At 44.9% G+C, this 23,810-nt stretch carries 28 protein-coding genes; 6 read left to right on the top strand and 22 right to left on the bottom strand.

From position 1 onward, the window contains the following. Positions 1-107 precede the first annotated feature (107 nt). A complete protein-coding gene (locus ACEPSU_RS04825) occupies positions 108-1,355 on the bottom strand; it encodes an FRG domain-containing protein (RefSeq protein ID WP_395322970.1) in 1,248 nt (415 codons plus the stop codon). 348 nt (positions 1,356-1,703) lie between these two features. Here ACEPSU_RS04825 and ACEPSU_RS04820 point away from each other — a divergent pair, with 348 nt between their 5' ends. The 3 genes from ACEPSU_RS04820 to ACEPSU_RS04810 are packed head-to-tail and all read left to right on the top strand — an operon-like array spanning position 1,704 to position 4,144. Then, positions 1,704-2,615, top strand: a complete 912-nt coding sequence (locus ACEPSU_RS04820; RefSeq protein WP_395322969.1) for a tyrosine-type recombinase/integrase — start codon at positions 1,704-1,706, stop codon at positions 2,613-2,615. Positions 2,616-2,654: 39 nt separating this feature from the next. Continuing rightward, a complete protein-coding gene (locus ACEPSU_RS04815) occupies positions 2,655-3,110 on the top strand; it encodes a hypothetical protein (protein WP_395322968.1) in 456 nt (151 codons plus the stop codon). Beyond that, the gene (locus ACEPSU_RS04810; RefSeq protein ID WP_395323141.1) at positions 3,059-4,144 is read left to right on the top strand and encodes an SIR2 family protein; all 1,086 of its coding nucleotides are present in this window, start codon (positions 3,059-3,061) and stop codon (positions 4,142-4,144) included. Before ACEPSU_RS04815 ends, ACEPSU_RS04810 begins: the two co-directional genes overlap by 52 nt. On the opposite strand, the gene ACEPSU_RS04805 is transcribed toward ACEPSU_RS04810, so the two are convergent. Beyond that, positions 4,124-4,867 carry a toll/interleukin-1 receptor domain-containing protein gene (locus ACEPSU_RS04805; protein WP_395322967.1) on the bottom strand — a complete coding sequence of 248 codons (744 nt, stop codon included), beginning with the start codon at positions 4,865-4,867 and terminating at the stop codon, positions 4,124-4,126. The two genes, ACEPSU_RS04810 and ACEPSU_RS04805, sit on opposite strands and share 21 nt — an antisense overlap. A 312-nt stretch (positions 4,868-5,179) precedes the next feature. Between ACEPSU_RS04805 and ACEPSU_RS04800 the strand changes: the two genes are divergently transcribed. Both ACEPSU_RS04800 and ACEPSU_RS04795 read left to right on the top strand, forming a co-directional pair. Continuing rightward, complete coding sequence (locus tag ACEPSU_RS04800) at positions 5,180-5,710, top strand: helix-turn-helix domain-containing protein (RefSeq protein ID WP_260338565.1); 531 nt, start codon at positions 5,180-5,182, stop codon at positions 5,708-5,710. Further along, complete coding sequence (locus ACEPSU_RS04795) at positions 5,710-6,591, top strand: IS3 family transposase (RefSeq protein ID WP_260338566.1); 882 nt, start codon at positions 5,710-5,712, stop codon at positions 6,589-6,591. Before ACEPSU_RS04800 ends, ACEPSU_RS04795 begins: the two co-directional genes overlap by 1 nt. Positions 6,592-6,658: 67 nt before the next feature. On the opposite strand, the gene ACEPSU_RS04790 is transcribed toward ACEPSU_RS04795, so the two are convergent. Further along, a complete protein-coding gene (locus ACEPSU_RS04790; RefSeq protein WP_395323140.1) occupies positions 6,659-7,723 on the bottom strand; it encodes an LCP family protein in 1,065 nt (354 codons plus the stop codon). A gap of 202 nt (positions 7,724-7,925) precedes the next feature. Further along, positions 7,926-9,344 carry an amino acid permease gene (locus tag ACEPSU_RS04785; RefSeq protein ID WP_395323575.1) on the bottom strand — a complete coding sequence of 473 codons (1,419 nt, stop codon included), beginning with the start codon at positions 9,342-9,344 and terminating at the stop codon, positions 7,926-7,928. Between the two features lie 965 nt (positions 9,345-10,309). Here ACEPSU_RS04785 and asnA point away from each other — a divergent pair. Beyond that, positions 10,310-11,317, top strand: coding sequence for an aspartate--ammonia ligase (gene asnA / locus ACEPSU_RS04780; protein WP_020089528.1), 1,008 nt, complete (start codon positions 10,310-10,312; stop codon positions 11,315-11,317). Between the two features lie 87 nt (positions 11,318-11,404). Here the strand turns inward: asnA and ACEPSU_RS04775 are convergent, their stop codons facing one another. From ACEPSU_RS04775 to ACEPSU_RS04690, 18 genes are all read right to left on the bottom strand, one after another. Further along, entirely contained in the window at positions 11,405-11,884 is a 480-nt protein-coding gene (locus tag ACEPSU_RS04775; RefSeq protein ID WP_395322966.1) for a type II toxin-antitoxin system antitoxin SocA domain-containing protein, read from the bottom strand. Between the two features lie 172 nt (positions 11,885-12,056). Continuing rightward, positions 12,057-12,515 carry a Panacea domain-containing protein gene (locus ACEPSU_RS04770; protein WP_395322965.1) on the bottom strand — a complete coding sequence of 153 codons (459 nt, stop codon included), beginning with the start codon at positions 12,513-12,515 and terminating at the stop codon, positions 12,057-12,059. 146 nt (positions 12,516-12,661) lie between these two features. Continuing rightward, positions 12,662-13,177 (bottom strand): Panacea domain-containing protein, encoded by a 516-nt coding sequence (locus ACEPSU_RS04765; protein WP_020089525.1) that lies wholly within the window; start codon positions 13,175-13,177, stop codon positions 12,662-12,664. A gap of 253 nt (positions 13,178-13,430) precedes the next feature. Next, complete coding sequence (locus ACEPSU_RS04760) at positions 13,431-14,093, bottom strand: TrkA family potassium uptake protein (protein ID WP_020090115.1); 663 nt, start codon at positions 14,091-14,093, stop codon at positions 13,431-13,433. 12 nt (positions 14,094-14,105) lie between these two features. After that, positions 14,106-15,467: a TrkH family potassium uptake protein gene (locus ACEPSU_RS04755; RefSeq protein ID WP_027826029.1), complete on the bottom strand. Its 1,362-nt coding sequence runs from the start codon at positions 15,465-15,467 to the stop codon at positions 14,106-14,108. 254 nt (positions 15,468-15,721) lie between these two features. Further along, the gene (gene rpsI / locus ACEPSU_RS04750; protein WP_020090117.1) at positions 15,722-16,114 is read right to left on the bottom strand and encodes a 30S ribosomal protein S9; all 393 of its coding nucleotides are present in this window, start codon (positions 16,112-16,114) and stop codon (positions 15,722-15,724) included. A gap of 13 nt (positions 16,115-16,127) precedes the next feature. Then, positions 16,128-16,571, bottom strand: a complete 444-nt coding sequence (gene rplM / locus ACEPSU_RS04745; protein WP_020090118.1) for a 50S ribosomal protein L13 — start codon at positions 16,569-16,571, stop codon at positions 16,128-16,130. Positions 16,572-16,711: 140 nt separating this feature from the next. Next, on the bottom strand, positions 16,712-17,509 hold the full coding sequence (truA, locus tag ACEPSU_RS04740; protein ID WP_395323573.1) for a tRNA pseudouridine(38-40) synthase TruA: 798 nt from the start codon (positions 17,507-17,509) through the stop codon (positions 16,712-16,714). Between the two features lie 8 nt (positions 17,510-17,517). Continuing rightward, positions 17,518-18,318: an energy-coupling factor transporter transmembrane component T family protein gene (locus tag ACEPSU_RS04735; RefSeq protein WP_395322963.1), complete on the bottom strand. Its 801-nt coding sequence runs from the start codon at positions 18,316-18,318 to the stop codon at positions 17,518-17,520. Next, positions 18,311-19,183 (bottom strand): energy-coupling factor ABC transporter ATP-binding protein, encoded by an 873-nt coding sequence (locus tag ACEPSU_RS04730; protein WP_395322962.1) that lies wholly within the window; start codon positions 19,181-19,183, stop codon positions 18,311-18,313. The genes ACEPSU_RS04735 and ACEPSU_RS04730 overlap by 8 nt, the downstream gene beginning before the upstream one ends. Further along, on the bottom strand, positions 19,159-19,998 hold the full coding sequence (locus ACEPSU_RS04725; protein WP_395322961.1) for an energy-coupling factor ABC transporter ATP-binding protein: 840 nt from the start codon (positions 19,996-19,998) through the stop codon (positions 19,159-19,161). Before ACEPSU_RS04725 ends, ACEPSU_RS04730 begins: the two co-directional genes overlap by 25 nt. A 356-nt stretch (positions 19,999-20,354) precedes the next feature. After that, entirely contained in the window at positions 20,355-20,738 is a 384-nt protein-coding gene (gene rplQ, locus ACEPSU_RS04720) for a 50S ribosomal protein L17 (RefSeq protein ID WP_020090123.1), read from the bottom strand. A 30-nt stretch (positions 20,739-20,768) separates the two neighbouring features. Next, on the bottom strand, positions 20,769-21,719 hold the full coding sequence (locus ACEPSU_RS04715) for a DNA-directed RNA polymerase subunit alpha (protein ID WP_395322960.1): 951 nt from the start codon (positions 21,717-21,719) through the stop codon (positions 20,769-20,771). A gap of 87 nt (positions 21,720-21,806) precedes the next feature. Beyond that, the gene (rpsK, locus tag ACEPSU_RS04710; protein WP_020090125.1) at positions 21,807-22,196 is read right to left on the bottom strand and encodes a 30S ribosomal protein S11; all 390 of its coding nucleotides are present in this window, start codon (positions 22,194-22,196) and stop codon (positions 21,807-21,809) included. A 17-nt stretch (positions 22,197-22,213) separates the two neighbouring features. Beyond that, entirely contained in the window at positions 22,214-22,579 is a 366-nt protein-coding gene (gene rpsM, locus ACEPSU_RS04705; protein ID WP_020090126.1) for a 30S ribosomal protein S13, read from the bottom strand. Positions 22,580-22,605: 26 nt separating this feature from the next. Continuing rightward, positions 22,606-22,725 carry a 50S ribosomal protein L36 gene (gene rpmJ / locus ACEPSU_RS04700; protein ID WP_011668476.1) on the bottom strand — a complete coding sequence of 40 codons (120 nt, stop codon included), beginning with the start codon at positions 22,723-22,725 and terminating at the stop codon, positions 22,606-22,608. A 29-nt stretch (positions 22,726-22,754) separates the two neighbouring features. Next, on the bottom strand, positions 22,755-22,973 hold the full coding sequence (gene infA, locus ACEPSU_RS04695) for a translation initiation factor IF-1 (protein WP_011668477.1): 219 nt from the start codon (positions 22,971-22,973) through the stop codon (positions 22,755-22,757). A gap of 163 nt (positions 22,974-23,136) precedes the next feature. Beyond that, positions 23,137-23,787 carry an adenylate kinase gene (locus tag ACEPSU_RS04690; protein ID WP_027826030.1) on the bottom strand — a complete coding sequence of 217 codons (651 nt, stop codon included), beginning with the start codon at positions 23,785-23,787 and terminating at the stop codon, positions 23,137-23,139. Between the last annotated feature and the right edge of the window lie 23 nt (positions 23,788-23,810).

Raw genomic sequence — 23,810 nt, 5'->3', positions numbered from 1 at the left:
ACGATTGAAGGCCCTCACCTTCAATCGTTTTTAATTTGACTAAGCCAAAATTTCTATTGGTAATCAAGCACAACAAAAACCTGATCCCTTCGTCAATAAGACACTTTTTAAACATCACAGTCATCTATTTGCTGCGACTTCTCACAGAACCTTTCCTTGTGCTGTTCAACAATTTCTTCTGCAATATGTTTTGGATCTGGATAAATAAATCCTCCGGTAATACCTAAATCTTTCAATTGTTTACGGATGTACGGTTTATCTTCTCCAGGTATAACAATTCTTAGCAAACCATCACCATCTGAAATCTTCAGAATGTTGATGCGGCGCTGCATTCTACGCCCATATTCCGAATTATTTTGATTCTCCATATCAATAAAAGGAACAAACATAAAGCACCCTCTTTGATTTTTGATACGATCATCAATTAGTCGTGGTGTAACAATCTTTGGCGCATACATTTCCATTGGATTTATTATTGCTGCAAAGTCATTAATATCTTCTCTTACTTGGTGATAAAGCCGACCCGTTGAGACTGCATCGTTCAGTTCATTATATGCCTCAGAAACGTCTTGATTTTTCCACGTTCTGTATTCTTTTATAAGCGATCCTGGGAGATTCTGATGCATGATATTAAACTGTCTAATTTCTATAATTTTTTCATATAGTTCAGACCAAAGCTTTAAATTCCTGTCACTTAAATCGTAGCTCTTCTTAAGCTTGCTAAAGAACTTACGCAATTTTTTCAAAAAGCAGGCTCTGTCATCATCATTTAATCTAGCCAGTGACGATTCTAATACGATTTCATCACTATAAGGAGATTTTAGAATGGCTCGCTCTTTACTAAGGGTTCTTTTAAAAAGATCTATTAAGTCATCTAAATTATCCGCTTCTAAGGATTTTTTTAACTCTCTCTGATTATATTGATCCGAAAAAGGATACACAAAGCCATCATCTTCTACGTCCTGAGACGAAAAGGAATTACCCTCAACCGCAAAATAAAGTGCCACTAAAGGATCTGTTGTCAAATCTAAAAGTCGAGTCGGTAACTGATGATGTTGCGCTAAAGCTAAACGATCAAAGTTATTTTCACATTCATTAAATAGCCCTGGTATCTTTGCCATGTAGTCCTCTATTATCTGATTCTCAGTATCCCTGAATTTCTTGGAGTTAGCGTTAGTTGTTTGTAAAAAGCGCGCAATACTTGGTCGTGTATTACCATAGTTTTCTCTCTGACCACGAAAATACAAAGTTGGTTCTACACTAGTTTTAGCGTTATTCCTCTTTGCTCGCTCCTTAGCATCAGTTATAGCTTCTAAATACTCTGAGACGCTCTTAACCTTTCGTTGCTCACTCAAATCAATCACTCCCGCTCGTTCTGTAGTAATTTAGCAATTCACTGATTAACCAGTAATTGTGAACACATCAATGCAATCTCAGTTTAGTACTTATCACAAAGTATTACTATCACCGAGTATCTATTCTTATTTAACATCGGCTACTTTACCTACAAAACTCTGATAATCTTCAATGATGACACGACAAAAATGAGTGGATACCTACAGAAAAATTGTCTCAAATCATTGAAACTACCGATATTAATATCTTTGTGGAACGTCTTATTGGACTAGTCCATTTATGCAACGTATAATATAGGCTCTCGAACTCACTATACACAAAATATTGATGACCTGAGGTGTGCCAAGATGTCAGAATCAATTTATGAGCAATTTTTACGACCTTACGCTGATTCACGAAATTTCTCGAACAACACTCTCAAAGCCTACCGAAGCGATCTCAGACAGTTTGAACGTTTCACCACATCGCATGCTGGATTGACTGGCATGGTTATTCAAAATTACATAGATTCACTACTTGCTTCATCACTCAGTACCAGTACTATTCACCGACGATTAATCCTCATCCGGATTTTCCAAGACTATCTTGTCAGTAAGAACATCATTCCGCATCCCCTACCTGGCTCCACTCACAGACTCTTGCTAAAACGAAAAAAGAAGCTTCCGCGTGTATTGACTGCCCTTGAAATTAAGTTACTTCTTCGCGTGCTATATCGGGAAAAGCAGGAAAATACTGGTTTCATCCGTCTCATTGCCACTAGAAACATTACGATAATCGAACTTCTAATCGCCACAGGGCTAAGAATTGGAGAGCTAAATCACTTAGACCTTAACGATATTGATTTTGTAGATTGGACCTTCATTGCCCACGGTAAAGGAAATAAAGAACGACTCCTTTATATATCCAGTGAGGCAACGCGAAAAGCTATCCAAACCTATCTACATTGCAGAGGTCAATTTGAACCTAAATCTAACGCCTTATTTCTAAACAAATATGGTCAACGTCTATCAATATGGGGAATTGAAAATGTCTTCTACAAATATCGTGAGTTGAGTAACATCAATCCACAAGCTACGCCCCATTACATTCGGCACACCTTTGCTACAGAATTACTTAATAACGGTGCAGATTTGCGTGTTGTCCAAGAATTATTGGGTCATGCTAGCATCTCAACCACTCAGATTTATACTGAAATCACTGCTACAAATAAAATAACTGCGTTAGAACGGTTCAATTTTCGAAATCAGCTTAATTTATAAAACCTCCAAATAACTACTAATTATTTGGAGGTTTAAGCCATGGAGAATACAGTAAGTGATCCAATTCGAAAAGAAGGAAATGATAATTTCTTTGAGAGTTTTAGGACTGTCTCTGAACAACGTCCCTTGTCATTATTTCTTGGAGCAGGACTAGATGCTGACGCAGGGTTTCCAGGACTTTTAGAACTTTTAAAACCAGTTGCAAAAGATCTGAAAGTTAGTATAGACGATAAAACAGATCTTTTTGAGTTGGCACAATTTTATGAGGATAAATACAATCGCAATGAATTACTTGAGAAAATAAAGAAACGCTTACAAAGCTCGAATCGAGATTCCCATTTATTAAGTACTGTGATGCAACTAAATTTTCGAACTATATGGACAACCAACTATGATTCAATGATTGAAGACTATTTGAAAAAACAGGATACCCCTTTTCTAAAATCTATAAACCACAACAGCTCAATGAAATTAGGGAAAATGCAATTAACCTAATTAAAATAAACGGTGATTTGGACAGTTATGAAAGTATTATTATTACAAAGAAAGAGTTACAAACTCATAAAATCAAGCACCACTTATTTTTTGATTTTTTGACTAAGGAGTTAACAACAGATACATTTCTTTTTGTAGGGTACAGTTTTAAAGATGACTTAGTTCTTAAAAATATTGCGGAGTTGCGAGAAGTTCTTGGCGAGTACGCACCAATACATTATAGTATTCAAAAACAAGTGGATCCTAAAAAAACTTTTGAGTTCAAAATGCAACAATATGAGCTTAAATCACTTAAAAAAAATTATGGGATTGAAACATACTTAGTAGAAAACTATGAAGAAATTCCTAAAGTGATTAATAGAATTCGAGACGTTCAAATTAAGCATAACGTTTTTATTTCAGCTAGTCTTTGGGCACCGTCTAATGATGAAGATAATTTTAGTTATAGATTAACACAAGCCCTAGCAGACAAATTAATTGATAATAAATTTAATATTTATAACGGTCTAGGAAAGAGAATTGGTGGTTACCTCACTGGAGCAGCGTTTCAGTATCTTCAGCAAAGCCACACGCCGATGATTACATCGCGTTTACGAATTGAACCATTTAAGGTTAAAGATACCGAATCAGAAAAGAATGAGTTTCGTGATTCTATAATTTCTGATTTTAAGATATTTATCTTTATGTTTGGTGATGCTAAGAGTGACCAACCTGTTACGAAATCCGGTGTTTATAATGAATATCTTAGAGCTTACAAATATTATGGAACAAGAGCAATTTATGTCCCAATTCCGTGGACCGGATATGCAGCAAAAGCAGTCTTTGATAACATGTGTAAAAGTATTGATCAATTCCCATATTTGAGGAATATGCAAAAAAAGTTCAATGACTTTCCTTCAGCAAGTATGATGACATCGATCGTTTCCGGAAAAGACAAAACAATTGATACTTGGATAGACGAAGTAGTTGACTCTACCATTAATGCCCTGAATAGTGGCGTAGAGTATATTGACTCATTTCCCCTGAATCAATAGTAAAGTTAACATTTCGAAAATATCAACTTCATACGTGTTTATTGGAATATTGAGTTGAGTTTTTTGAAAAAGATGCTGGCTCAAATCAGAGATTCTTATGAGTCCCAGCGGGGATCGACTTCCCGAAGATGTTAAACAACACAAAGTATAGAGAACGGCAACACGAGCATTAACATTATTCTTAGAAATAGCCTGATATGATTGCAATACTGTAACCAACTTTTGACCATGTTTAGTGATCATTTGTTTTGAATCTAATGCCTGGATCAAGCCACCAATTGTCTCTTGATCGACACAATTAACTTCGAGATGCAAAAGTGTTGCTAATATCTTCTTAGCTAATTCAAGTACGTCCTCAGTTGAAGATGCAACTTCATGGTAAATTAGATTTTTAACCCAAGCATCTTTTTTAGCTAATTTTCTGGGATTGAATGAATAAAAGATGGGAATTACAGTTAAATTGCCTTGAAAATATGTTTCCTTAATTTTTTGAAATTCCTCAATTGCACAGGCACTTCTGAAGAGATTGTGTGATATGACAATAATGGCAACTTGTATATTTTGGAACGGAAGTACTAAGTTCTTTTCGCATCGATTGTCACCCAATCGCAAATTGTCATAGTCATACCAAACATTTATCCCTAACGTTTTTAACTGGTAGAACAATGCATGTACGTACGGTTCACGATCGGCGCTGGAAAAGCACATAAAGACTTTTTTCAATATAAAACCTCCAAATAATTAGTAGTTATTTGGAGGTTTTTCTAATGCAACCACATCACACCCACACTCCAGCTAATCACTATCTTTTATCAAATAATTTATATAACTTATATTTTAGCACAACCGAGTTAGCACCGATAATGTTAATGGCATCCGCTCGATCTTTTCTGTCATGTTTTCACATTATGCCAGATATAGTCCATCTAAAAAATACTGTTTTTCCTAGTCGCTCAAAAAAAACACTCTCCACAACCTTTTGTCTGAAGTGAACCCCCAAGGTTGGACAGAAAGTCCAACCTTGGGGGTTTTACTATGGTTAAGTTTGATTTAGATTTTAGAATTAAGGTCGTCACTGAATATTTGAGTGGAGTTGGATCAACCTCATTGGCCAGAAAACATGGTATCAGCAAGGAAGAAACTATCCTTCTTTGGGTTAGTCGCTTCCGGAAATACGGTATAGCTGGATTGAAGCTGAAGGATCAGAAGCCAGAATATTCTAGTCAGTTCAAGGTTGATGTATTAAACTGGAGAAAACAACATCAGGCCTCGCTTCCGGTAACGGCTCTGCACTTCAATCTATCTTCGCCAAGCACCATCTGGCAATGGGAGAAGCGCTTTGAGGAGCAAGGAATCGCTGGCCTTGAACGGAAGCGAGGAAAGCCTAAAATCATGGCTAAACATAAGCAAACGAAGCCTTCAAAGAGTCGCAATAACTCCAGTACCGCCGATGAATTGAAGCAATTAAAACAAGAAAACTTGATGTTAAAGATTGAGAATGAATACCTAAAAAAACTCGATGCCTTAGCTCAGAAGAAGTCAGCAGACAAGAAATCTCGCAAATAGTGACCGAGTTAAGGCAGGTCTTTCAAGTGCCCATCAAGCTCCTACTCAAGGTCGTCAAAGTACCAAGAAGTACGTATTATTACGCACGCTCACATCGTCAGCGTGAAAAGCTGGATGATTCTCCAATCATTCAGGCAATCGATGAGATCCGGCAGGAAGATTCTAAGTACACCAAGAAGTATGGTTACCGGCGACTAACTAAAGCTTTACAGGAGCATGGATTCACGGTGAATCATAAACGAGTCTTGCGTCTAATGCATGAGCATGATTGGCTTTGTTTAGCGTACAATCGGCAAAAACGTAAATATAATTCATACAAAGGATCCGTTGGTAAAATTGCGCCTAATCGGTTGAACCGACGATTCAAAACGGACCGACCCTATCAAAAACTCGTTACAGATGTCAGTGAATTTCGATACGGTGGTATGAGCCAAAGTGAACGTGTCTATTTAGAACCAGTGATTGACCTCTTCTCAGGCGAAGTCTTAGCCTTCAACATCAGTGACCATCCAACAGTAGAATTTGCCCTAAAGCCGCTTAGAGAAGCATTGGAAGGACTGCCAAAATTAGGTTATCGAACAACAGTCCACACGGATCAGGGATTCCAGTATCAACATAAATTCTGGCGAGAAACACTCAAAGAACATCGCGTATTTCAAAGCATGTCACGCAAAGCAACTTGTCTAGATAATGCGGTAGTTGAATCATTCTTCCACATCATGAAGGTCGAAGTTATGGATGAGCATTTTGAGAACAAGGAAGACTTGACTCAAGCTATGACTGACTGGATTAGCTTTTACAATAAACGTCGGATCAAAACAAAACTGGATGGCAAGTCCCCGGAAAAATACCGGGAACTCGCCATCCAGAAGGCAGCGTAAATTCTGTGTCCAACTTTAAGGGTTCACTTCAGTCATAGAAAGTGTCTCGCTTTTGCTTTATTTTGATTTAATACCCGCCACCGGGTCCGCCATTAGAACCGCTAGCATCCCCATTACTCCCAGTCGTATCCGTACTGGTCGTTGAAGTGGTCGCCGTGTCCATATTAGCAATGGTCCCAGTTGCTTTGTATTCAAGACTCAGGCCATTCCGAATGTAATTCGTCACCCGTTGCAGTTCAGTCTTTGAGGCCACTTCCATACTCTGGCTGTTAATGGTCTCGCTGGTTCCTTGCAGGTGGGTCGTCTTGATGTGCTTCGTGGCTGACAGATAGTTCGTAGCCAAGGCCGTCAGATCGTTAAACGTCAGATCCGTCTGCGTTTGCTTTGTCAGTGAACTAATAAACTCTTCGTTAAGCAACGTGCTAACGGAGCCGGATTTCTTCAGCAAGGCCATAATGACCTTCCGTTGCCGCGTTTGCCGTCCGTAGTCCCCCTTTGGATCGTCATCACGCATCCGAGAGTAAGCCAAAGCTTTCTTCCCGTTCATGTGTGTCTTAACGCCCTTCTTGAAGGTGTACCCACCATAACTAAAACTCAACGTTGGCGTCAATGTCACTCCACCGACCTCGTTGATGATTTTTTCCATCCCACCCATGTTAATGATGGCATAGAAGTCAATCGGCACGTTTAACATCTGTTGCACAGTCGTGATGGCCGTCTTGGACTTTCCATACGCATACGCCGCGTTAATTTTAGAAACGCCGTAGTCCTCGTAACCCGGAATATTCACGGCCGTGTCCCGCGGGATACTGGTAATCGTCGTCTTATCCGTCTTGGGATTGATGGTCACAACCATCATGCTATCCGTCCGCCCAGCAAACGTCCGCCCCAGAGCCCCCGTATCGGTGCCCATCAAGAGAATCGAAATTGGCTTCTTCGCGGATAGTTGCGCATCGACATTCCGTAGTTTCTTCGCTCCAGACGCCTTGTAGGAGCTCTTCACGGTGTTCTTTAAACTTTCATACTTATGCATCCCATAGGCTGTTCCGCCTGCTAGTAAGGCTAGAATCAGGATAATAATGATGTTTCGAATGGGATGACGCTTTCTTCTCGGTCTCAGTCGCGGTTCCATGGTTGTGTTGACCACCCTTCCATCCACCCGTCAGCTTACCGAATGGTTTAAATTACTCTCGTCTTAACTGACTTGTCCATTATAGGGGCCTTTCCTTAACACTTTCTAAGTCCATAACATTCTTAATAAAAAACAAAGCCTTGCCGTCTCTGCAGCAAAGCTTCGATGTTTGTCTCAGTCCTGTTTGACTGCCCGTTCACCGTCAGTCCGTAGCCGTCTCACGTCGAACGCGGCTGTGGTGGTAACCGTAGCTCACGTACACGATGAGTCCAAGAACGACCCAGACACCAAAGGCTTCCCAGGTAAATGGTTGTAACTGCGTCATCAGATAGACGCAGGCCAGGAAGGACGCAATTGGCAAGACGGGATACCACGGCACCTTAAACGACGTGTCCATGTCCTTGAACCGTTCGTCATGGCGCAAGAAGACAATGCCAAGTGAAACCATCGCAAACGCCGACAGCGTTCCAATGTTAACCAATTCAGCAATCTTATCAATGGGAATAAACGCCGCAAAAATACTAGCGACGATCCCAAAAATCCAAGTGTTGGCCACGGGAACGTGCGTCCTAGGGTGCAATTTCTTCAGCGATGCTGGCAATAGGCCGTCACGGCTGATGGCAAACAACAGTCGCGTGCCCCCGTAAGACATGACGATTAACACGGTCGTCATCCCCACGATGGCCCCAAAGGAAATCACGCCGGCCGCCCAGTCCTGATGAATCAGGTTGAGGGCAAAGGCCACTGGATCGGCCACACCAAGCTTCGTATAGTGCACAACCCCGACTAAGACAGCCGACAGGCCAATGTAGAGCACCGCCGCTACCAACAGCGATGAGATGATCCCAATAGGCATGTTGCGTTTAGGATTCTTAACTTCCTCACTGGCGGTTGATACAGCATCGAAACCAATGTATGCATAGAAGGCTACCGCGGCACCTTTGAAGACCCCGTGTGTTCCGAATGGCAAAAATGGGCGGTAATTTGAAGGCTTGACGTAAAAAATAGCAATTGCAATAAATAAGAGAATAACTAAAATCTTGACGATCACCATAATGTTATTGATTCGCGCTGATTCCCGAATCCCCTTCGAGAGTAACGCCGCCACTAACATGGTGATCAGTAAGGCAACAATATCGATGCCACCACCCTTGACACCAGCGGTACCCGCTGCGGCTTGGAGGAACGCCGGGAGTTTAATCCCGAATCCCCCCATCAAGTTCTGGAAATACGATGACCAACTAACGGCCACCGACGACACGGCGAAGAGATACTCAGAAATCAACGCCCAGCCTAGAATCCACGCCACAAATTCACCAAACACGGCGTAAACGTAGGTATAGGCACTTCCTGCTAAGGGAATCGTCGAAGAGAATTCGGAATAGCACAGCGCAGCCATCGCACAGACGACCACGGCGATCACGTACGATAACATGACACTCGGCCCCGTGTAGTTGGCCGCAATCAGGCCGGGCGTGATGAAGATACCGGAACCTACAATCGCACCGATTCCCATCGTCGTTAGGCTGAATGCCGTTAAAGTCTTCTCCAACCCCGTTTTCTTGTATAGATCAGTCTGCACCTGTTTCTTGATGAAAAGTTGTAGTGGCTGCTTTGCCATTGCGACTCCTCCTTTCACCCATATAATGAGAATTTGATAAGACTAATTATTATATTTTAATTTTCATTGGGTGAAATGTCAAGATAAAACTGCCGTGAAAACGCATACTGACGGGATTTGTTTGCTTCCAAGATGGGTCATCTGAATGATGGTGACCTACTGTGGGTAACCATGAGATTCAGAACGTCCTGCATGGAACAGTATCGTTCGGGATTGGTTAGCTCTAAACTGTTTATTTACGAAGTTAAGATTGGCAAAAAATCCGAGACTATCGTGCTCTCGCTGAACAGAGATTATTAATTAGAAGTCGAGCGCGACACTAGAGAGAAACTCGCCCCTTCTCACAGATTGGCAATGATTGATTGCTGGATGTCAGTGTACATGCTTTATACCACCAACTCGTGTAGGAAACGATGTCCACTTGAGCAGACTACACCTATATTTTGAGACCACGTCAACAACTCCCAGCGTCCTTGCAGTCTCCCCTTGCGTAAATCATAGCCAACTCACAAATTTTTTAAATTTTTCAATAGCTCGAAATACCGATTCTACCGCGGTTTTATCGACCTCTTTCTGGCAAAAGTTCTCGTCAGATTTTAATTTTCTTGTTTACAAATCAAAAAAAGGTGCTAGGATTAATCCCATAAGATAAAAAGACGGAGGAAAGACGAGTACGTTTAGTCAGCCTGTCAGTGAGTTGGGACTTAGTGAAAACCCAATCAGTGTCTGATTACTCGGAATAACACTTTCTTAGTTGCTACCTGAATGACACAGTCACAGTAGGGTTAGCCGTAAACCGGTACGTTACCATCGGTAGAGTATGTTTGTACTCTAATTGAGCTGGCCCATTTCTAGAGTGGGCAACTTGGGTGGTACCGCGAAAGGTTTTTTCGTCCCTTGATTACACAAGGGATGGAAAAACTTTTTTTATTTTATCTCACCACAAACCCAAAGGAGAATCGCTTATGCATTTAATCATTCCAAAATCATACGATCCAAAATTGTCTATCAAAGAAACCCAAGAAGCTATTCGTTACATCCGTGAAACCTTCCAAGATGAATTCGGGAAGCAACTCAACTTATCACGGTTGACGGCACCCATGTTTGTCGAGAAGTCCACTGGGTTGAACGATAACTTAAACGGTGTGGAAAAGCCCGTTTCATTCACGATGGCTGACATGGGCGATTCTCAGATTGAAATCGTCCACTCTCTCGCCAAGTGGAAGCGGGTCGCTTTAAAGAAGAACGGCTTCCAAATGCATGAAGGCCTCTACACCAACATGAACGCCATTCGGAAAGACGAAGACTTGGACAACTTCCACTCCGCCTACGTTGACCAATGGGACTGGGAAAAGATTATCGCCAAGGATGAACGGACGATCGATACTTTGAAGTCTACGGTTCGGACCATCTTCAAAGTGATCAAGCACATGGAACACGAAGTCTGGTACAAGTTCCCCCAAGCCGTTCACCACTTACCAGACGAAATCCACTTCATTACGACACAAGAATTGGAAGATATGTACCCTGAAATGACGCCACGGGAACGTGAGAACGCCATCAGCAAGAAGTTGGGCTGTGTCTTCTTAATGAAGATCGGTGGCGCCTTAAAGAGTGGCAAACGTCACGATGGCCGGGCCCCTGACTACGACGACTGGGAACTAAACGGCGACATCATGTTCTGGTACGAACCCCTGCAACAAGCTATTGAAATCTCCAGTATGGGTGTCCGGGTTGACGCTGCCTCCATGCAAAAGCAATTAAAGATTGCCCACGCAGAAGACCGCTTGAGCCTGCCTTATCACAAGATGATCATGAACGGAGAACTCCCTTACACTATTGGTGGTGGGATCGGTCAATCCCGGCTATGCATGTTGTTGCTGGGTAAAGCGCACGTTGGTGAAGTTCAAACGTCTATCTGGCCACAAGCCATGATCGACCAGTGTGAAGCTGCCAACATTCACTTGTTGTAAAACTAAATTAATATAGTAGGAAAGCGTCATTCGTTAGCCTGGGGAAATCCTCGGTGCTGACGAATGGCGCTTTTTGTAACTGACTCTTTAATTGTCTGTTTTAATTTTAGCAATAACCTTATCTTTAAAGTAATCTTCCATCAGTTCCGTGGAAATGGGCTCTCCGGGAAGCGTCTCAGCCCACGGTTGTTCGTATTGCACCATCTCCATCAGGTCGATAGCTGACAGGTGTCCAAAGGTCTGCCAGACACACTCTAAGATGGCTTGAAACTGTTGAATGGACGCTAAGTAGTCATAGTCAGCCTGATCTTCAGCCGAAATGTAGCCAACAATGCCAGTCTCACCAGCATATTGACGTTCCACCGCGGGGATCATGACCCCACGTTCACCCGCAACCAGATCATCGGTAAACGCATTGATGCCATAGACAACCACGCAGATGCCCTGTACGTAATACAACAGTTGCGAAACCTTCGCGCGACTCAGCTCATCGGCATCCAGCTCCTGTATCTGTTGGCTGCTCTTGACCCGAAACCAATTGACCATTTGATCGATATCGTTGTTCACTTCGGACCCTCCTTGGAAAGCCTTCCTGTCAACTCCGTCTACTCAATTCTGCCTTAGCCTCATGATAACAAGGTCGGGTGCCAGACACAACCCAAATCGTATGCACCCTATGAGCTATCTCACGGCTGGACAAACGACTGGGCAACTATTTATCGTAATTCACTTGCTCACCTTAGCTGACAACCTCTGCTTTAAAGAAGGCACGCATCTTTTCATTTGAGATTGTTTGACCTATCGCAGTTTCTCGCCAAGGATTTTCCGACTTGCTTTGGGCAACTAACTCTAGTGCAGACAACGTCCCATATGCGTCCCAGACGGCGTGTAAAATATCAGCCAGGCTGTGATGATTCATCTCAATTTCCTCAAAATCGGCTGCAGCTTGTTTAGATATCTGACCAACAATACTAATCTTCCCGGCGTACTTACCTTCAACTGACGCAATTGCTGGCCCCGATTTCCAAGCTAAAATCTGGTCATCAAAAGCGCATTCCCCATACACCGCTAAATTCGTTCCCTGCACGTAATAGAGTAGCTTCATCACTCGCATCAAACTCAGTTCATCGGCGTCGTATAAACGCATCTGCGCATGACTCTCCACTCGAAACCAATTTACAATCTTTAAAACATCCATGAATTATCGCCTCTTTTCGTCTTGTAATTGCTGTGTTCTAACTATAGCAAGCCGTCCATTCAAACGCAATCGTATTGACTAGCTAAAAAAAGAGAGCCTGACCCTACGATCAAGCCCCGCTATCAAGTTATTTACTGGTAGTATCTTTACACCGTCTCCATATGTACCGCATCCACCGCGGGATCATCCTGAATCTCCTCAGGAAGGGCCACAATATCTGTCTGAAAGTAAGCTGTCAGGGCGTCTAAGTCAACCACCTGTCCAACCTGTGTCTCCTGACAGGGCCGTTCCTGTAGCATCTGCTGACGGAGCTCAATAGTCGACATATCGCCATAAGCCATCCAGACGGCATGCAACACATCTAAAAGTTGAGGATGATGATCTTCAATGTGATAATCATCTGCCCATGTTTTCTTCCCCAGCTTGCCAACAATCCGAATCCGGTCCCCGTACTTGTGACGTACAGCCGCAATGACTGGGCCGTTTTTCTCAATCACAATGTCATCTTTAAACGCTGGCACACCATAGAGCGCCAAATACGTCCCTTGAATATAATACAGCAGTGCCATCGCCTTCCACTGCGTCAGCTCTTCGGCACCATACATCCCCATTTGCGTCTCGCTCTGTACCCGCAACCAATTGACCATCCGTCTAACTTTCATGAGCTACCCCGTCCCCTTTTGTCAGTTAACTTCTAGTGGTCTAACCATACCAAGTGCTCTGCAGAAATTCAATCACAATCGTATCCACCCATTTAGTGGTCCAGCCACTGCACAAATAAGGCACCCATCAGTCCGATAGGTGCCCACTCTTAGGTTATTTTCATTTACCAATCCCGCCACAACGGGATTTCAAAAACAATTTGACTTAGTCCTTGTGCATCTCGAAAACTTTGCTATAGTCAGGAGCTAAGCCCTACTTCTTCAGCGCCTCGTCCAACGCCTCAACGTGTTCAATCGGACCAACCACCGTCAACACGTCATGCAGCATCACCATATCGGTCGGTTGCGGAGAGATGTTAATCTTCTGATCGTGTTGAATCGCAATGATTGTCAGGTCAAATCGTTTCCTCAGATTCAATTGAATCAAGTTCTGATTCACAAACGTTGGGTCGGTAATGACCACCTCCGCCAACGTGTATTTATCACTCAGATCAATGAAATTCAGGATATGGTTGGACAACAACTTGCGAACAATACTGTGCCCCATATCACGCTCAGGAAAAATCACCTGGTCGGCCCCAACTCGCTTCAACACCCGGCCGTGGTCGCTAGTTTCAGCCTTCGCAATCACCTTCTCGGCTCCCAGTTCCTTGGCTAACATGGTCGTTAGAATACTAGCTTCCATGTTGTTCCCGATACCCACGATCACGTAATCGAAGGTGTCAATGTTGAGCTCGCGCAAAACCTCTTCATCCCGAGTATCGGCGACCAACGTCTGCGTGGCAATTTCCGTCATCTCATTAACGGGCTGCTCCTGAACATCGACTGCCAAGACATCTTGGTGGGTCTCCGCCAGCGTTTCCACAACACTTTGTCCAAATCGGCCGAGGCCTAACACTGCAAAACTTTTTTTCATCGTTCAGACTCCTTAACCAATTAAAATATTTTCTTCAGGGTAACGAATCAGGTTCTTCTTAACCTGGCGCCGTGACAACGTATAGAGCGTCGTGAAGATACCGACCCGCCCGATGAACATCAACAGCATGATCACGCATTTACCAATCACCGTTAGATGCGGTGTCAGGCCCAAACTCAGCCCAACGGTCCCGAACGCTGACAAAACTTCAAACACAATGTATTCCAAGCCAAAGTTTTGTGGAATCTTTTCCGTTTGAGTCAGCACCAACGTTGCTAGCGCAATAACCACGCTGGCCATAAAAATCAGGAGCAAAGCCCGACTCACATTAGCTTGACTGAACCGCCGATGTGCGAACTCCGCATCGCGCTTGCCACGCAGCTGCGAAATACTTTGAATCATCAGCACGCCAAACGTCGTCGTTTTGATCCCCCCAGCAGTTGAACCAGGCGTCCCACCGATAAACATCAGAATCATAATCAGAAAAACACTACCGGGATGTAAGCCATCCGTCGGTAAGGACACCAGACCGGCCGTCCGCGGTGTCACACTCAGAAACAGCGTGTTCACGGTACGATTGATCCATGACGTCCCCTTGGGTAACCAACTTAAATCACGTTCAGTGACCAGTAAAATCAAGAACCCCACCACAAACAGTGACACGGTCGTGACCAACGTCAACTTCGAATTTAGCGTCAGACGCTTCCGCTCGTGGTAGAGCAAAAGATCGCGCCAGACCAGAAAACCGAGGCCCCCAGCAACAATCAAGATTGTCGTCACCAACAACATGTAGGAATCGTTACGAAAGCCCATCAGACTGTTTCCAAAGACATCGAAGCCGGCATTGCAAAATGACATAACCGAATGAAACAGAGATATGTAAATACCCTGCGACCACCCAAAGCGTGGCACAAAGTCGAAAGCGAAGAGAATCATCCCCACAATCTGGAACAACGCGGACAGACCAATGACGTAACGAGTCACGCTCTTGGTATCGTGCAAGTGCTCCAGGTTCAACGACTCCTTTACCATCAGTTGGGTCGATAAGTTCAAGTGACGCCGCATGATGTTAAACAACAGAACGGTGAACGTCATATAACCTAATGCACCAATCTCGGTCATCACCATGATGGCAACCTGGCCAAACGGTGTCCACGTCTCTGCCGTATTGACCACCGTCAGTCCGGTGATACAAGTTGCCGAAGTTGCCGTAAACAACGCATTAATAAATGACACGGTATGCCCATAGGTTGCGACCGGCAAGCTCAAAAAGATGGTTCCCAACGCGATGATCAAAATAAACCCCATTACCATTTTCTTAGATAATGTATTTAGAAATAAATCATAAAATTTAGAATGTCGAATTTTTTCCATGTTTGCCCTGCCTCGTATCAGTATCCATTCCCTCAGTCTAAGACAACCACTGCGGGAAAACAACACCTAAATTGCTGGTTATTGAATCCTTTTTTCGTGCACGACAATCCCGTTCGCCCAGCGTGATTCAAGAAGGATTGCGACGGAACTCGGTCTGTACGTTGTCGTTTCAAACCCCAGCTCATGGCATTACATCCCAAACAAAAAATCCCCACCATAATGGTGAGGATTTCCCAATTGATAATATCGAAATATTAACGCTTGGAGAATTGTGAAGCCTTACGTGCCTTCTTGAGACCTGGCTTCTTCCGTTCCTTCATACGAGCGTCACGAGTCAAAAGACCTGCACGCTTCAATGGACCACGGAAATCTGGATCTACATCGAGCAATGCCCGAGCGATCCCGTGACGAGTTGCGCCGGCTTGACCGGAGAACCCACCACCGCGAACAGTAACTAATGCATCATAGTTACCGAGAGTTTCCGTAACGTTGAATGGTTGTAAAACAACTTCACGAATACTTGCGAATGGAATGTAATCTTCGATTGCCTTGTTGTTCATAACAATCTTACCTGAGCCGGGTACTAAGCGTACACGTGCAGAGGAGTTTTTACGACGGCCAGTGCCGCGATATTGAACTTGTGCCAATTTGGTTTCCTCCTTAGATTAGGTTAGTAATGTCTAATACTTCTGGCTTTTGTGCTTCGTGCTTGTGGTCTTCACCAGCGTACACGTGAAGCTTCAATGCCATGTGGTGACCTAAGGAGTTCTTAGGGAGCATACCTTGAACAGAAGTTTCGATCAGTTTTTCTGGGTTTTGATCCCGGAAGTTACCAGCAGTCCGTGACTTCAAGCCACCAGCGAAACCAGTATGGTGGTAGTAAATCTTGTCGGTAGCCTTACGGCCAGTTAAAGCGACTTTTTCAGCGTTGATGACGATTACGTTATCACCAGTGTCCACGTTAGGGGTGAACGTTGGCTTGTTCTTACCACGTAATACAGAAGCAACGACTGAAGCAAGACGACCTAAGCTAACATCAGTTGCGTCAACAATGTACCATTTACGGTCAACATCGTTGGGTTTTGCCATATAAGTTGTACGCACGTTAAATTCCTCCATAAATCTGTGTTTGTCTGACACCAAGTAAACTTTCCGGGGCTTATCGTGGGGCAAACAATACCAACAACCATAATACAAAGTTTTCACCATAAAGTCAATGATTGTTTAGCCCCTTAGCCGAAATTTCACCGCTGATGTTGCGGTAATTTCGTTGGATGCGCCGGATCCTCTCCCTGATAGTAGACATGCTTCAAGTATAAACCCGCGGCTGGCACCGTTCTACGAGCCTGTCGACGGTCTTTAACTTCATAAAGTCGCAAAATATCATGAACCGGTCGGGTGCCGGCACCAATTTCAATCAGCACGCCAACCATAATTCGAACTTGATTATACATGAAGCCATTACCATAGAATTCGAAGACCAATTCATCATTGGCTTCATCAATATGGCACGTTGCCTCATAAATGGTCCGTACAAACGTCCGGGTCTGGGCTCCAGACGCCACAAAACTGGTAAAATCGTGTTCTCCGACCAAGTCGCCTAGGGCCTGGTTAATCTTACCCAAATCCACTGGAAACTTCCAGTGACCCGTATAGTTGCGTTTAAACGGATTCCGGAATTCACCTAGATCCATCCGATACAAATAGCGTTTTCCAGAGACATCATACCGCGCATGGAAGGTTTCCGCCACCTCTTCGACCTTTAAGACCTCCATATCCATCGGTAACATGCTGTTTAAGCCCTTGCGCATGTTCTCCGCGGGAATGATGAAGGGGAAGTCGAAATGGGCCACCTGAGCCAATGCGTGGACCCCTGCATCGGTCCGCCCAGAACCATAGATCACGATGGCCGGTGTCGGGTTCTTAGCCATCTTATTGACGACCTTAGTCAAGACGCTTTCAACCGTCCGTTTGTGCGGCTGCCGCTGAAAACCAGCGAAGTCAGTTCCATCATACATAAAAGTTACCTTGTAACGTTGCATGTTTCCTCCTACCAACGACGAGTAGCTAAAATGGCGGCAAACGCCACCACAAAAATAATCCACGTAATCGTATCTCGTCGTTGCCAAGTTAAAATACGATACTGACTGCGATGCTCACTGTCCTGATACCCACGGGCCTCCATGGCCGTCGACAAGTCTTCCGCCCGATTAAAGGCACTCATGAATAACGGCACCATCAAAGGAATGAGCGATTTGGCCTGCTTCAACAAGCCCCCCTCGCCAAAGTCCACGCCACGGGCACGCTGCGCATTCATGATCTTATTGGCCTCGTCCATCAGTGTGGGCACGAAGCGCAAGGCAATCGACAACATCATCGCTAACGTGTCGACCGGAACGCGAACCCACCGTAAAGGTTTCATTAATGAAGCTAGGCCAGTTGCAATGTCTAGTGGCTGTGTCGACAGCGTCAATAGCGTCGACATCATGATGATCAGCAGGAAGCGAATAAAAATATACCCGGAATTAACGAGGCCAAACTGCGTAATATTCACAAATGCCCAGTGAAAATACACGTGACCGCCAACGGGGCTGAACAGCAGCTGTAAGACCACGGTGAAGACGATCAACCAGATCAACGGGCGAATACCTTTCAAAAAGAAACCTAAACTAATCTTTGAAGCCAGGATTGAGCCCAAGGTAAACGCAATAATGATCAGATAGCTCACAGGATTGTTAGCCATGAAAACCAGCCCAATGTAACAGAAACTCAGCAATAATTTTGCTCGGGGATCCAAGCGATGGACCACCGAATTGAGTGGTAGATAGCGGCCAAAGATAAAGTTAGACATGTGCGCCCCCCTCTCGTGGCCACCGCGCGGCGAGTTGATCCGCCAGTTGGTCGGCCGTTAAGGGTAATGCGTCCCACGTCAAGCCTCGATCGGCCAGTCGCTGAGCAACCTGAGCTGCTTGGGGCATATCCAATTGGTTCTCCCGCAACCATTTCTCGCTGCTGAAGACCTCTGCTGGCGTACCAAACTTGACCAACCGACCGTCGCGCATCACAGCAACTTGCTCGGCGTATTGCACCACGTCTTCCATCTGATGGGTCACGAGGACAATCGCCAAGCCCTGTTCACGGTGAAGCCGCTCAAACAAGGTCATCATTTCCTGACGACCTTGGGGGTCTAACCCGGCCGTCGGTTCATCGAGGATTAAGATCTTGGGACGCATTGCCAGAACGCCGGCAATCGCAACCCGCCGCATCTGGCCACCAGAGAGCTCAAATGGTGACCGCTCGGCGTAACTACTATCTAGTCCGACCGTCTGCAGCATGGCATCGGCCAACTTGTTAGCGTCGGCCTCACCCATCCCAAAGTTTTTAGGGCCAAACGCGATATCTTGCCGCACGGTTTCCTCAAACAATTGATTCTCAGGAAATTGAAAAACCATGCCGACGTGTTGCCGCAACGGTTTCAGATCAGCGTTAGTGGTCTTGGGCGTAATCGTAAAATTATCCACGGTAATTTCACCAGCCGTGGGTTTAAGTAAGGCATTGAGCTGTTGGATCAGCGTAGATTTCCCACTCCCAGTGTGCCCAATGATGGCTAAATAGCCATGGTCGGGCACCGCAAAAGAAACATCACTGACCGCGGAGGTAGCCATGGGGGTTCCCGCTTGATACGTATAACTTACGTGTTCGAAAGAGATTGCCACAGCCATTCCTCCATTTCTGCGGCACTCTGATAGTCGGCTGGGGGGTCGATGCCCCGTTGCCGCAACGCCGCCTTTAATTTTTCCGTAAAGGGCAGGTCCAGACCGAGTTCAACGAGGCGCTCGCCCTGTGCAAAAATAGTAGCTGGAGCGGCCTCATCAACCAGTTGACCATCATCGATCACCAATACCCGGTCGGCAATGGCGGCCTCATCGATGTCATGTGTGATTGAGATAACGGTTAAATGCTGCGTCTGCCGCAACTCGCGGACCAGCGCCAACATCTCACGCCGCCCCTGAGGATCCAACATGCTGGTTGCTTCATCAAGAATCAACACATCTGGCGCAATGGCAACGATACCAGCCAACGCCACCCGCTGCTTCTGCCCCCCAGACAAAGAGCTCGGTTCGCGCTGAGCAAATTCACTCATCCCGACACGCGCAATGGCCGCCTTAACGCGTGGCAACATTTCCGTGCGAGGCATCTGCCGATTCTCCAGGCCAAAGGCAACATCGTCTTCAACGGTCGCCCCAACAAATTGATTATCAGGATTTTGGAAAATCATGCCAATCTTTTCACGGACTTGCCACACCGTCTCCGGGGTCAATTGGATTCCCCCCACCGTAATCTCACCAGTCGTGAACGGTAACAGGCCATCTAACGACTTGGCTAGCGTGGATTTCCCACTCCCGTTATGCCCAACAATTGCGAGCCACTCACCGGCATGGACGGTAAAACTAACGTCATTTAGTGCAGGTCGCGGATCATCCGCTTGGTAACGGTAGGTCAGATGTTTAACTTCAATTATATTTTCCATCTGCGCTATTGATTCTCCTTACGAAAAAAGTCACCGCTAATTATACCAAATATTCCGATGATACCGAAGAGTTGTGCCTAAGCTTTCAAAATTTTATTTGCCTTGGCCTGAGCTATATTGGCAACGCTGATTTCCATCTCTCAGTAAACCGTTTCCGGCGCCCAAATAAAAAAGTGTATAAAAAAATCACTAACAAACCAGCGGCGCTGAGGCGTTTGCCCCCATTCAAGCTAGACTCGGAAAGATTTCCCCATCATCGTAGCGCTCTATACCACATGGTTCTAGTGATTAATTTAAAACATATCGGTATCACGTTTATGGACGTGATCACTCCATGAATCGCAGTCTAGTAAAGACTAGTCAACGAATTCCAAGATAGCCATAGCGGCACCATCACCGCGACGAGGCATCGTCTTTAAGATACGCGTGTAACCACCGTTACGGTCGGCGTACTTAGGTGCTAATTCGCTGAATACCTTTTGCAATGCGCTGGTAACGACAACATCATCGCCGTCTTCCTTAACATCTGCAACCACGTTACGGATGAACGCAGCAGCTTGACGACGTGCGTGCAAGTCGCCTTGCTTACCTAAGGTAATCATTTGGTCAGCCGTTTTCCGAACTTCTTTAGCGCGTGCTTCAGTCGTTTCGATGCGGCCGTTTAAAATTAAACTGGTAGTCAAATCGCGTAATAAGGCACGACGTTGAGAACTAGTCCGTTGTAATTTACGGTAACTCATAACCAGAAACCCTCCTTTGAGTGTCTAAAATTAGTCTTCCTTCCGAAGTGACAAACCTAAGTCAGCTAACTTAGCCTTAACTTCTTCAAGGGACTTGCGACCCAAGTTACGAACCTTCATCATGTCTGCTTCAGTCTTGTTAGTCAATTCTTGGACCGTGTTGATACCAGCACGCTTCAAGCAGTTGTATGAACGAACGGATAAGTCAAGCTCTTCGATGGTCATCTCAAGCATCTTTTCCTTATGCGTTTCTTCTTTTTCAACCATGATTTCCGCATTCCTAGCTTCGTCGGTCAAGTCGACAAACATAGCCAGATGTTCGGTTAAGATCTTAGCAGCCAATGCAATGGCTTCGCTTGGATTAATTGAACCGTTTGTCCAAACATCCAGGGTCAATTTATCGTAGTCAGCCCGTTGGCCAACCCGTGCATTCTCTACTTGGTAGTTAACCCGTTCGATTGGGGTGTAAATGGAATCAACAGCTAAGACACCAATTGGCATTTCCGTGTTCTGAGCTTTGTGCTCGTCAGCAGAAACATAGCCACGGCCCTTATCCGCAGTCATCCGCATATGGAACGTTGCCCCATCGGCAACCGTAGCAATGTACAGATCTGGGTTTAAGACATCAACGTCGGCACCCGCAACAATATCACCGGCAGTGATTTGTGCTGGACCTTTAACGTTAATTTCCATGGTTTCCTCTTGATCGTCAGAACCGTTGAGCTTCAACGCAATCTTCTTAACATTTAAGATGATCTGCGTGACATCTTCAACCACACCTTCAACCGTCGAAAATTCATGTAAAACCCCGTCGATTTGAATGCTGGTAACAGCTGCACCAGGTAATGATGAAAGCAAGATCCGCCGTAATGAGTTGCCAAGCGTTGTCCCGTAACCACGTTCTAACGGTTCAACAACAAACTTACCGTAGTTGCTACTTTCGTCAATTTTATGAATGTTAGGCTTTTCAAATTCAATCATTCTTATCGTTTACCCCTTTCAAACCGCGTTGAGCTCCTATAAGTCAATCCCATCATGAAGGTTGCCCTCATTAATGAAACGCTCACGTTAAACCCGACGGCGCTTTGGAGGACGAGTCCCATTATGAGGCACTGGCGTAACATCGCGAATAGCGGTGACTTCGATACCAGCAGCTTGGATGGCCCGGATAGCAGCTTCACGTCCTGAACCAGGACCCTTAACAGCAACTTCAACGGACTTAATACCATGTTCTTGTGATGCTTTAGCAGCGGCTTCAGCAGCCATTTGAGCAGCAAATGGTGTTGATTTCCGACTACCCTTGAAACCTAAGGCACCAGCTGATGACCAGGCAATGGCGTTACCTTGAACATCAGTGATCATAACTAATGTGTTGTTAAACGTAGCATGAATGTGTGCAACACCGGCTTCAATATTCTTCTTGACCCGACGCTTGCGACTAGTTTTTCTAGTAGCCATAAAGTGTTAACCCTCCTTTACTTCTTCTTACCGGCAACGGAAACGGCTTTACCCTTCCGAGTGCGGGCGTTGTTCTTGGTGTGTTGGCCGCGAACAGGTAAACCGCGACGGTGACGCATACCACGGTAAGAACCGATTTCTTGCAAGTTCTTGATGTTCAGGCTAACTTCACGACGTAAGTCACCTTCGACCTTGTACTTGTCGACTTCGGCACGAACCTTGTCTTCTTGATCAGGTGTCAAATCGCGAACCCGAACGTCTTCTGCGACACCAGCATCCGCAACAATCTTGTGTGCGGTGTTGATACCAATACCAAAAATGTAAGTCAAACCATAAGCGATTTTCTTATCACGTGGTAAATCCACTCCAGCAATACGTGGCATTAAATGTGCACCTCCTATAAATTGAATTACTTACCCTGGCGTTGTTTATGCTTAGGGTTGGCTGAGCAAATAACCATTACTCGACCCTTACGCTTGATAACCTTGCAGTGTTCGCACATTGGCTTAACTGATGGTCTTACTTTCATGAATATCCCTCCTACATCTGTCCAGGCGGTTACTTGAAACGATAAGTAATCCGGCCTTTAGACAAGTCATACGGTGACATTTCAACAGTTACTCGGTCACCGGGCAGAATACGGATGTAATGCATCCGAATCTTACCGGAGACATGAGCGAGAATCTCATGACCGTTTTCTAATTCGACCCGAAACATTGCGTTAGGCAATGTTTCGGTAACTTTACCTTCGACTTCGATGACATCGCTTTTCGCCACGAAAGTACCTCCCTTATAATTGCGTGTAAAATACACGTAAAAGCAGCAGGAGCAAGGATGTTGCTCCCGCCTAGCACCTGTGAATTGCGACAGCGCGCCATTTACAGGCTAAACCTGAATAAGTCTACCATAATTCTTGCCACTTAGCAAGAACTTAGTAAATCTAGAGGTTCTTCAAGATCTTTTCAATGTCGACGTAGACATCATCGATAGCCCGGTCACCATCAACCGTAAAGAGCAGACCCTTCTTGGTGTAATAATCAACTAATGGCGTGTTAGCCTTAAGGTTAACTGCCAAGCGATTCTTCACCGTTTCAGGTTTGTCATCTTCCCGTTGGTAGAAATCATGGCCACCACAAACATCACAAGTGCCTTCAACCTTAGGGTTGTTGTACAGTTTATGATAAGTAGCGCCACAAGTCCGGCAGATGTACCGGCCAGAAAGGCGTTCTACCAAGACATCAGGTTCAACGTGAATATTGATCACGGCATTGATGGCCCGATCAAGTTCAGGACCAAAGCTATCTAAAGCTTCAGCTTGAACAATGGAACGGGGGAACCCATCCAACATGAATCCTGCCTTGGTATCGTCTTGAGCTAAGCGATCCCGAACGATGCCATTCGTGACTTCATCCGGTACCAATTCACCTTTGTCGATGAACTTCTTAGCTGCCAAGCCCATTTCGGTTTCGTTCTTCATCGCTTCACGGAAGATGTCTCCCGTAGAAATGTGCGGTAAGTGGAACTCATCGATAATCTTTTGAGCTTGGGTCCCTTTACCGGCACCCGGTAAGCCCATGAGGATTAAATTCATTGCTGTCATGTTCGTTCTCCTTA

This window comes from Levilactobacillus parabrevis (genome assembly GCF_044051715.1).
GTDB lineage: Bacteria > Bacillota > Bacilli > Lactobacillales > Lactobacillaceae > Levilactobacillus > Levilactobacillus parabrevis.
This window is presented reverse-complemented; position numbering and strand designations above follow the sequence as displayed.

What these genes read in the sequence shown, in the direction of transcription:
- ACEPSU_RS04725 (WP_395322961.1), bottom strand. Translation starts at nt 19,998, where the DNA reads ATGGAAAATATAATTGAAGTTAAACATCTGACCTACCGTTACCAAGCG.
- ACEPSU_RS04755 (WP_027826029.1), bottom strand. Translation starts at nt 15,467, where the DNA reads ATGGAAAAAATTCGACATTCTAAATTTTATGATTTATTTCTAAATACA.
- rplQ (WP_020090123.1), bottom strand. Translation starts at nt 20,738, where the DNA reads ATGAGTTACCGTAAATTACAACGGACTAGTTCTCAACGTCGTGCCTTA.
- rpsK (WP_020090125.1), bottom strand. Translation starts at nt 22,196, where the DNA reads ATGGCTACTAGAAAAACTAGTCGCAAGCGTCGGGTCAAGAAGAATATT.
- ACEPSU_RS04815 (WP_395322968.1), top strand. Translation starts at nt 2,655, where the DNA reads ATGGAGAATACAGTAAGTGATCCAATTCGAAAAGAAGGAAATGATAAT.
- ACEPSU_RS04765 (WP_020089525.1), bottom strand. Translation starts at nt 13,177, where the DNA reads ATGAAAGTTAGACGGATGGTCAATTGGTTGCGGGTACAGAGCGAGACG.
- ACEPSU_RS04820 (WP_395322969.1), top strand. Translation starts at nt 1,704, where the DNA reads ATGTCAGAATCAATTTATGAGCAATTTTTACGACCTTACGCTGATTCA.
- ACEPSU_RS04735 (WP_395322963.1), bottom strand. Translation starts at nt 18,318, where the DNA reads ATGTCTAACTTTATCTTTGGCCGCTATCTACCACTCAATTCGGTGGTC.
- ACEPSU_RS04790 (WP_395323140.1), bottom strand. Translation starts at nt 7,723, where the DNA reads ATGGAACCGCGACTGAGACCGAGAAGAAAGCGTCATCCCATTCGAAAC.
- ACEPSU_RS04785 (WP_395323575.1), bottom strand. Translation starts at nt 9,344, where the DNA reads ATGGCAAAGCAGCCACTACAACTTTTCATCAAGAAACAGGTGCAGACT.
- ACEPSU_RS04715 (WP_395322960.1), bottom strand. Translation starts at nt 21,719, where the DNA reads ATGATTGAATTTGAAAAGCCTAACATTCATAAAATTGACGAAAGTAGC.
- ACEPSU_RS04770 (WP_395322965.1), bottom strand. Translation starts at nt 12,515, where the DNA reads ATGGATGTTTTAAAGATTGTAAATTGGTTTCGAGTGGAGAGTCATGCG.
- truA (WP_395323573.1), bottom strand. Translation starts at nt 17,509, where the DNA reads ATGCAACGTTACAAGGTAACTTTTATGTATGATGGAACTGACTTCGCT.
- ACEPSU_RS04800 (WP_260338565.1), top strand. Translation starts at nt 5,180, where the DNA reads ATGGTTAAGTTTGATTTAGATTTTAGAATTAAGGTCGTCACTGAATAT.
- ACEPSU_RS04760 (WP_020090115.1), bottom strand. Translation starts at nt 14,093, where the DNA reads ATGAAAAAAAGTTTTGCAGTGTTAGGCCTCGGCCGATTTGGACAAAGT.
- rpsM (WP_020090126.1), bottom strand. Translation starts at nt 22,579, where the DNA reads ATGCCACGTATTGCTGGAGTGGATTTACCACGTGATAAGAAAATCGCT.
- asnA (WP_020089528.1), top strand. Translation starts at nt 10,310, where the DNA reads ATGCATTTAATCATTCCAAAATCATACGATCCAAAATTGTCTATCAAA.
- rpmJ (WP_011668476.1), bottom strand. Translation starts at nt 22,725, where the DNA reads ATGAAAGTAAGACCATCAGTTAAGCCAATGTGCGAACACTGCAAGGTT.
- ACEPSU_RS04690 (WP_027826030.1), bottom strand. Translation starts at nt 23,787, where the DNA reads ATGAATTTAATCCTCATGGGCTTACCGGGTGCCGGTAAAGGGACCCAA.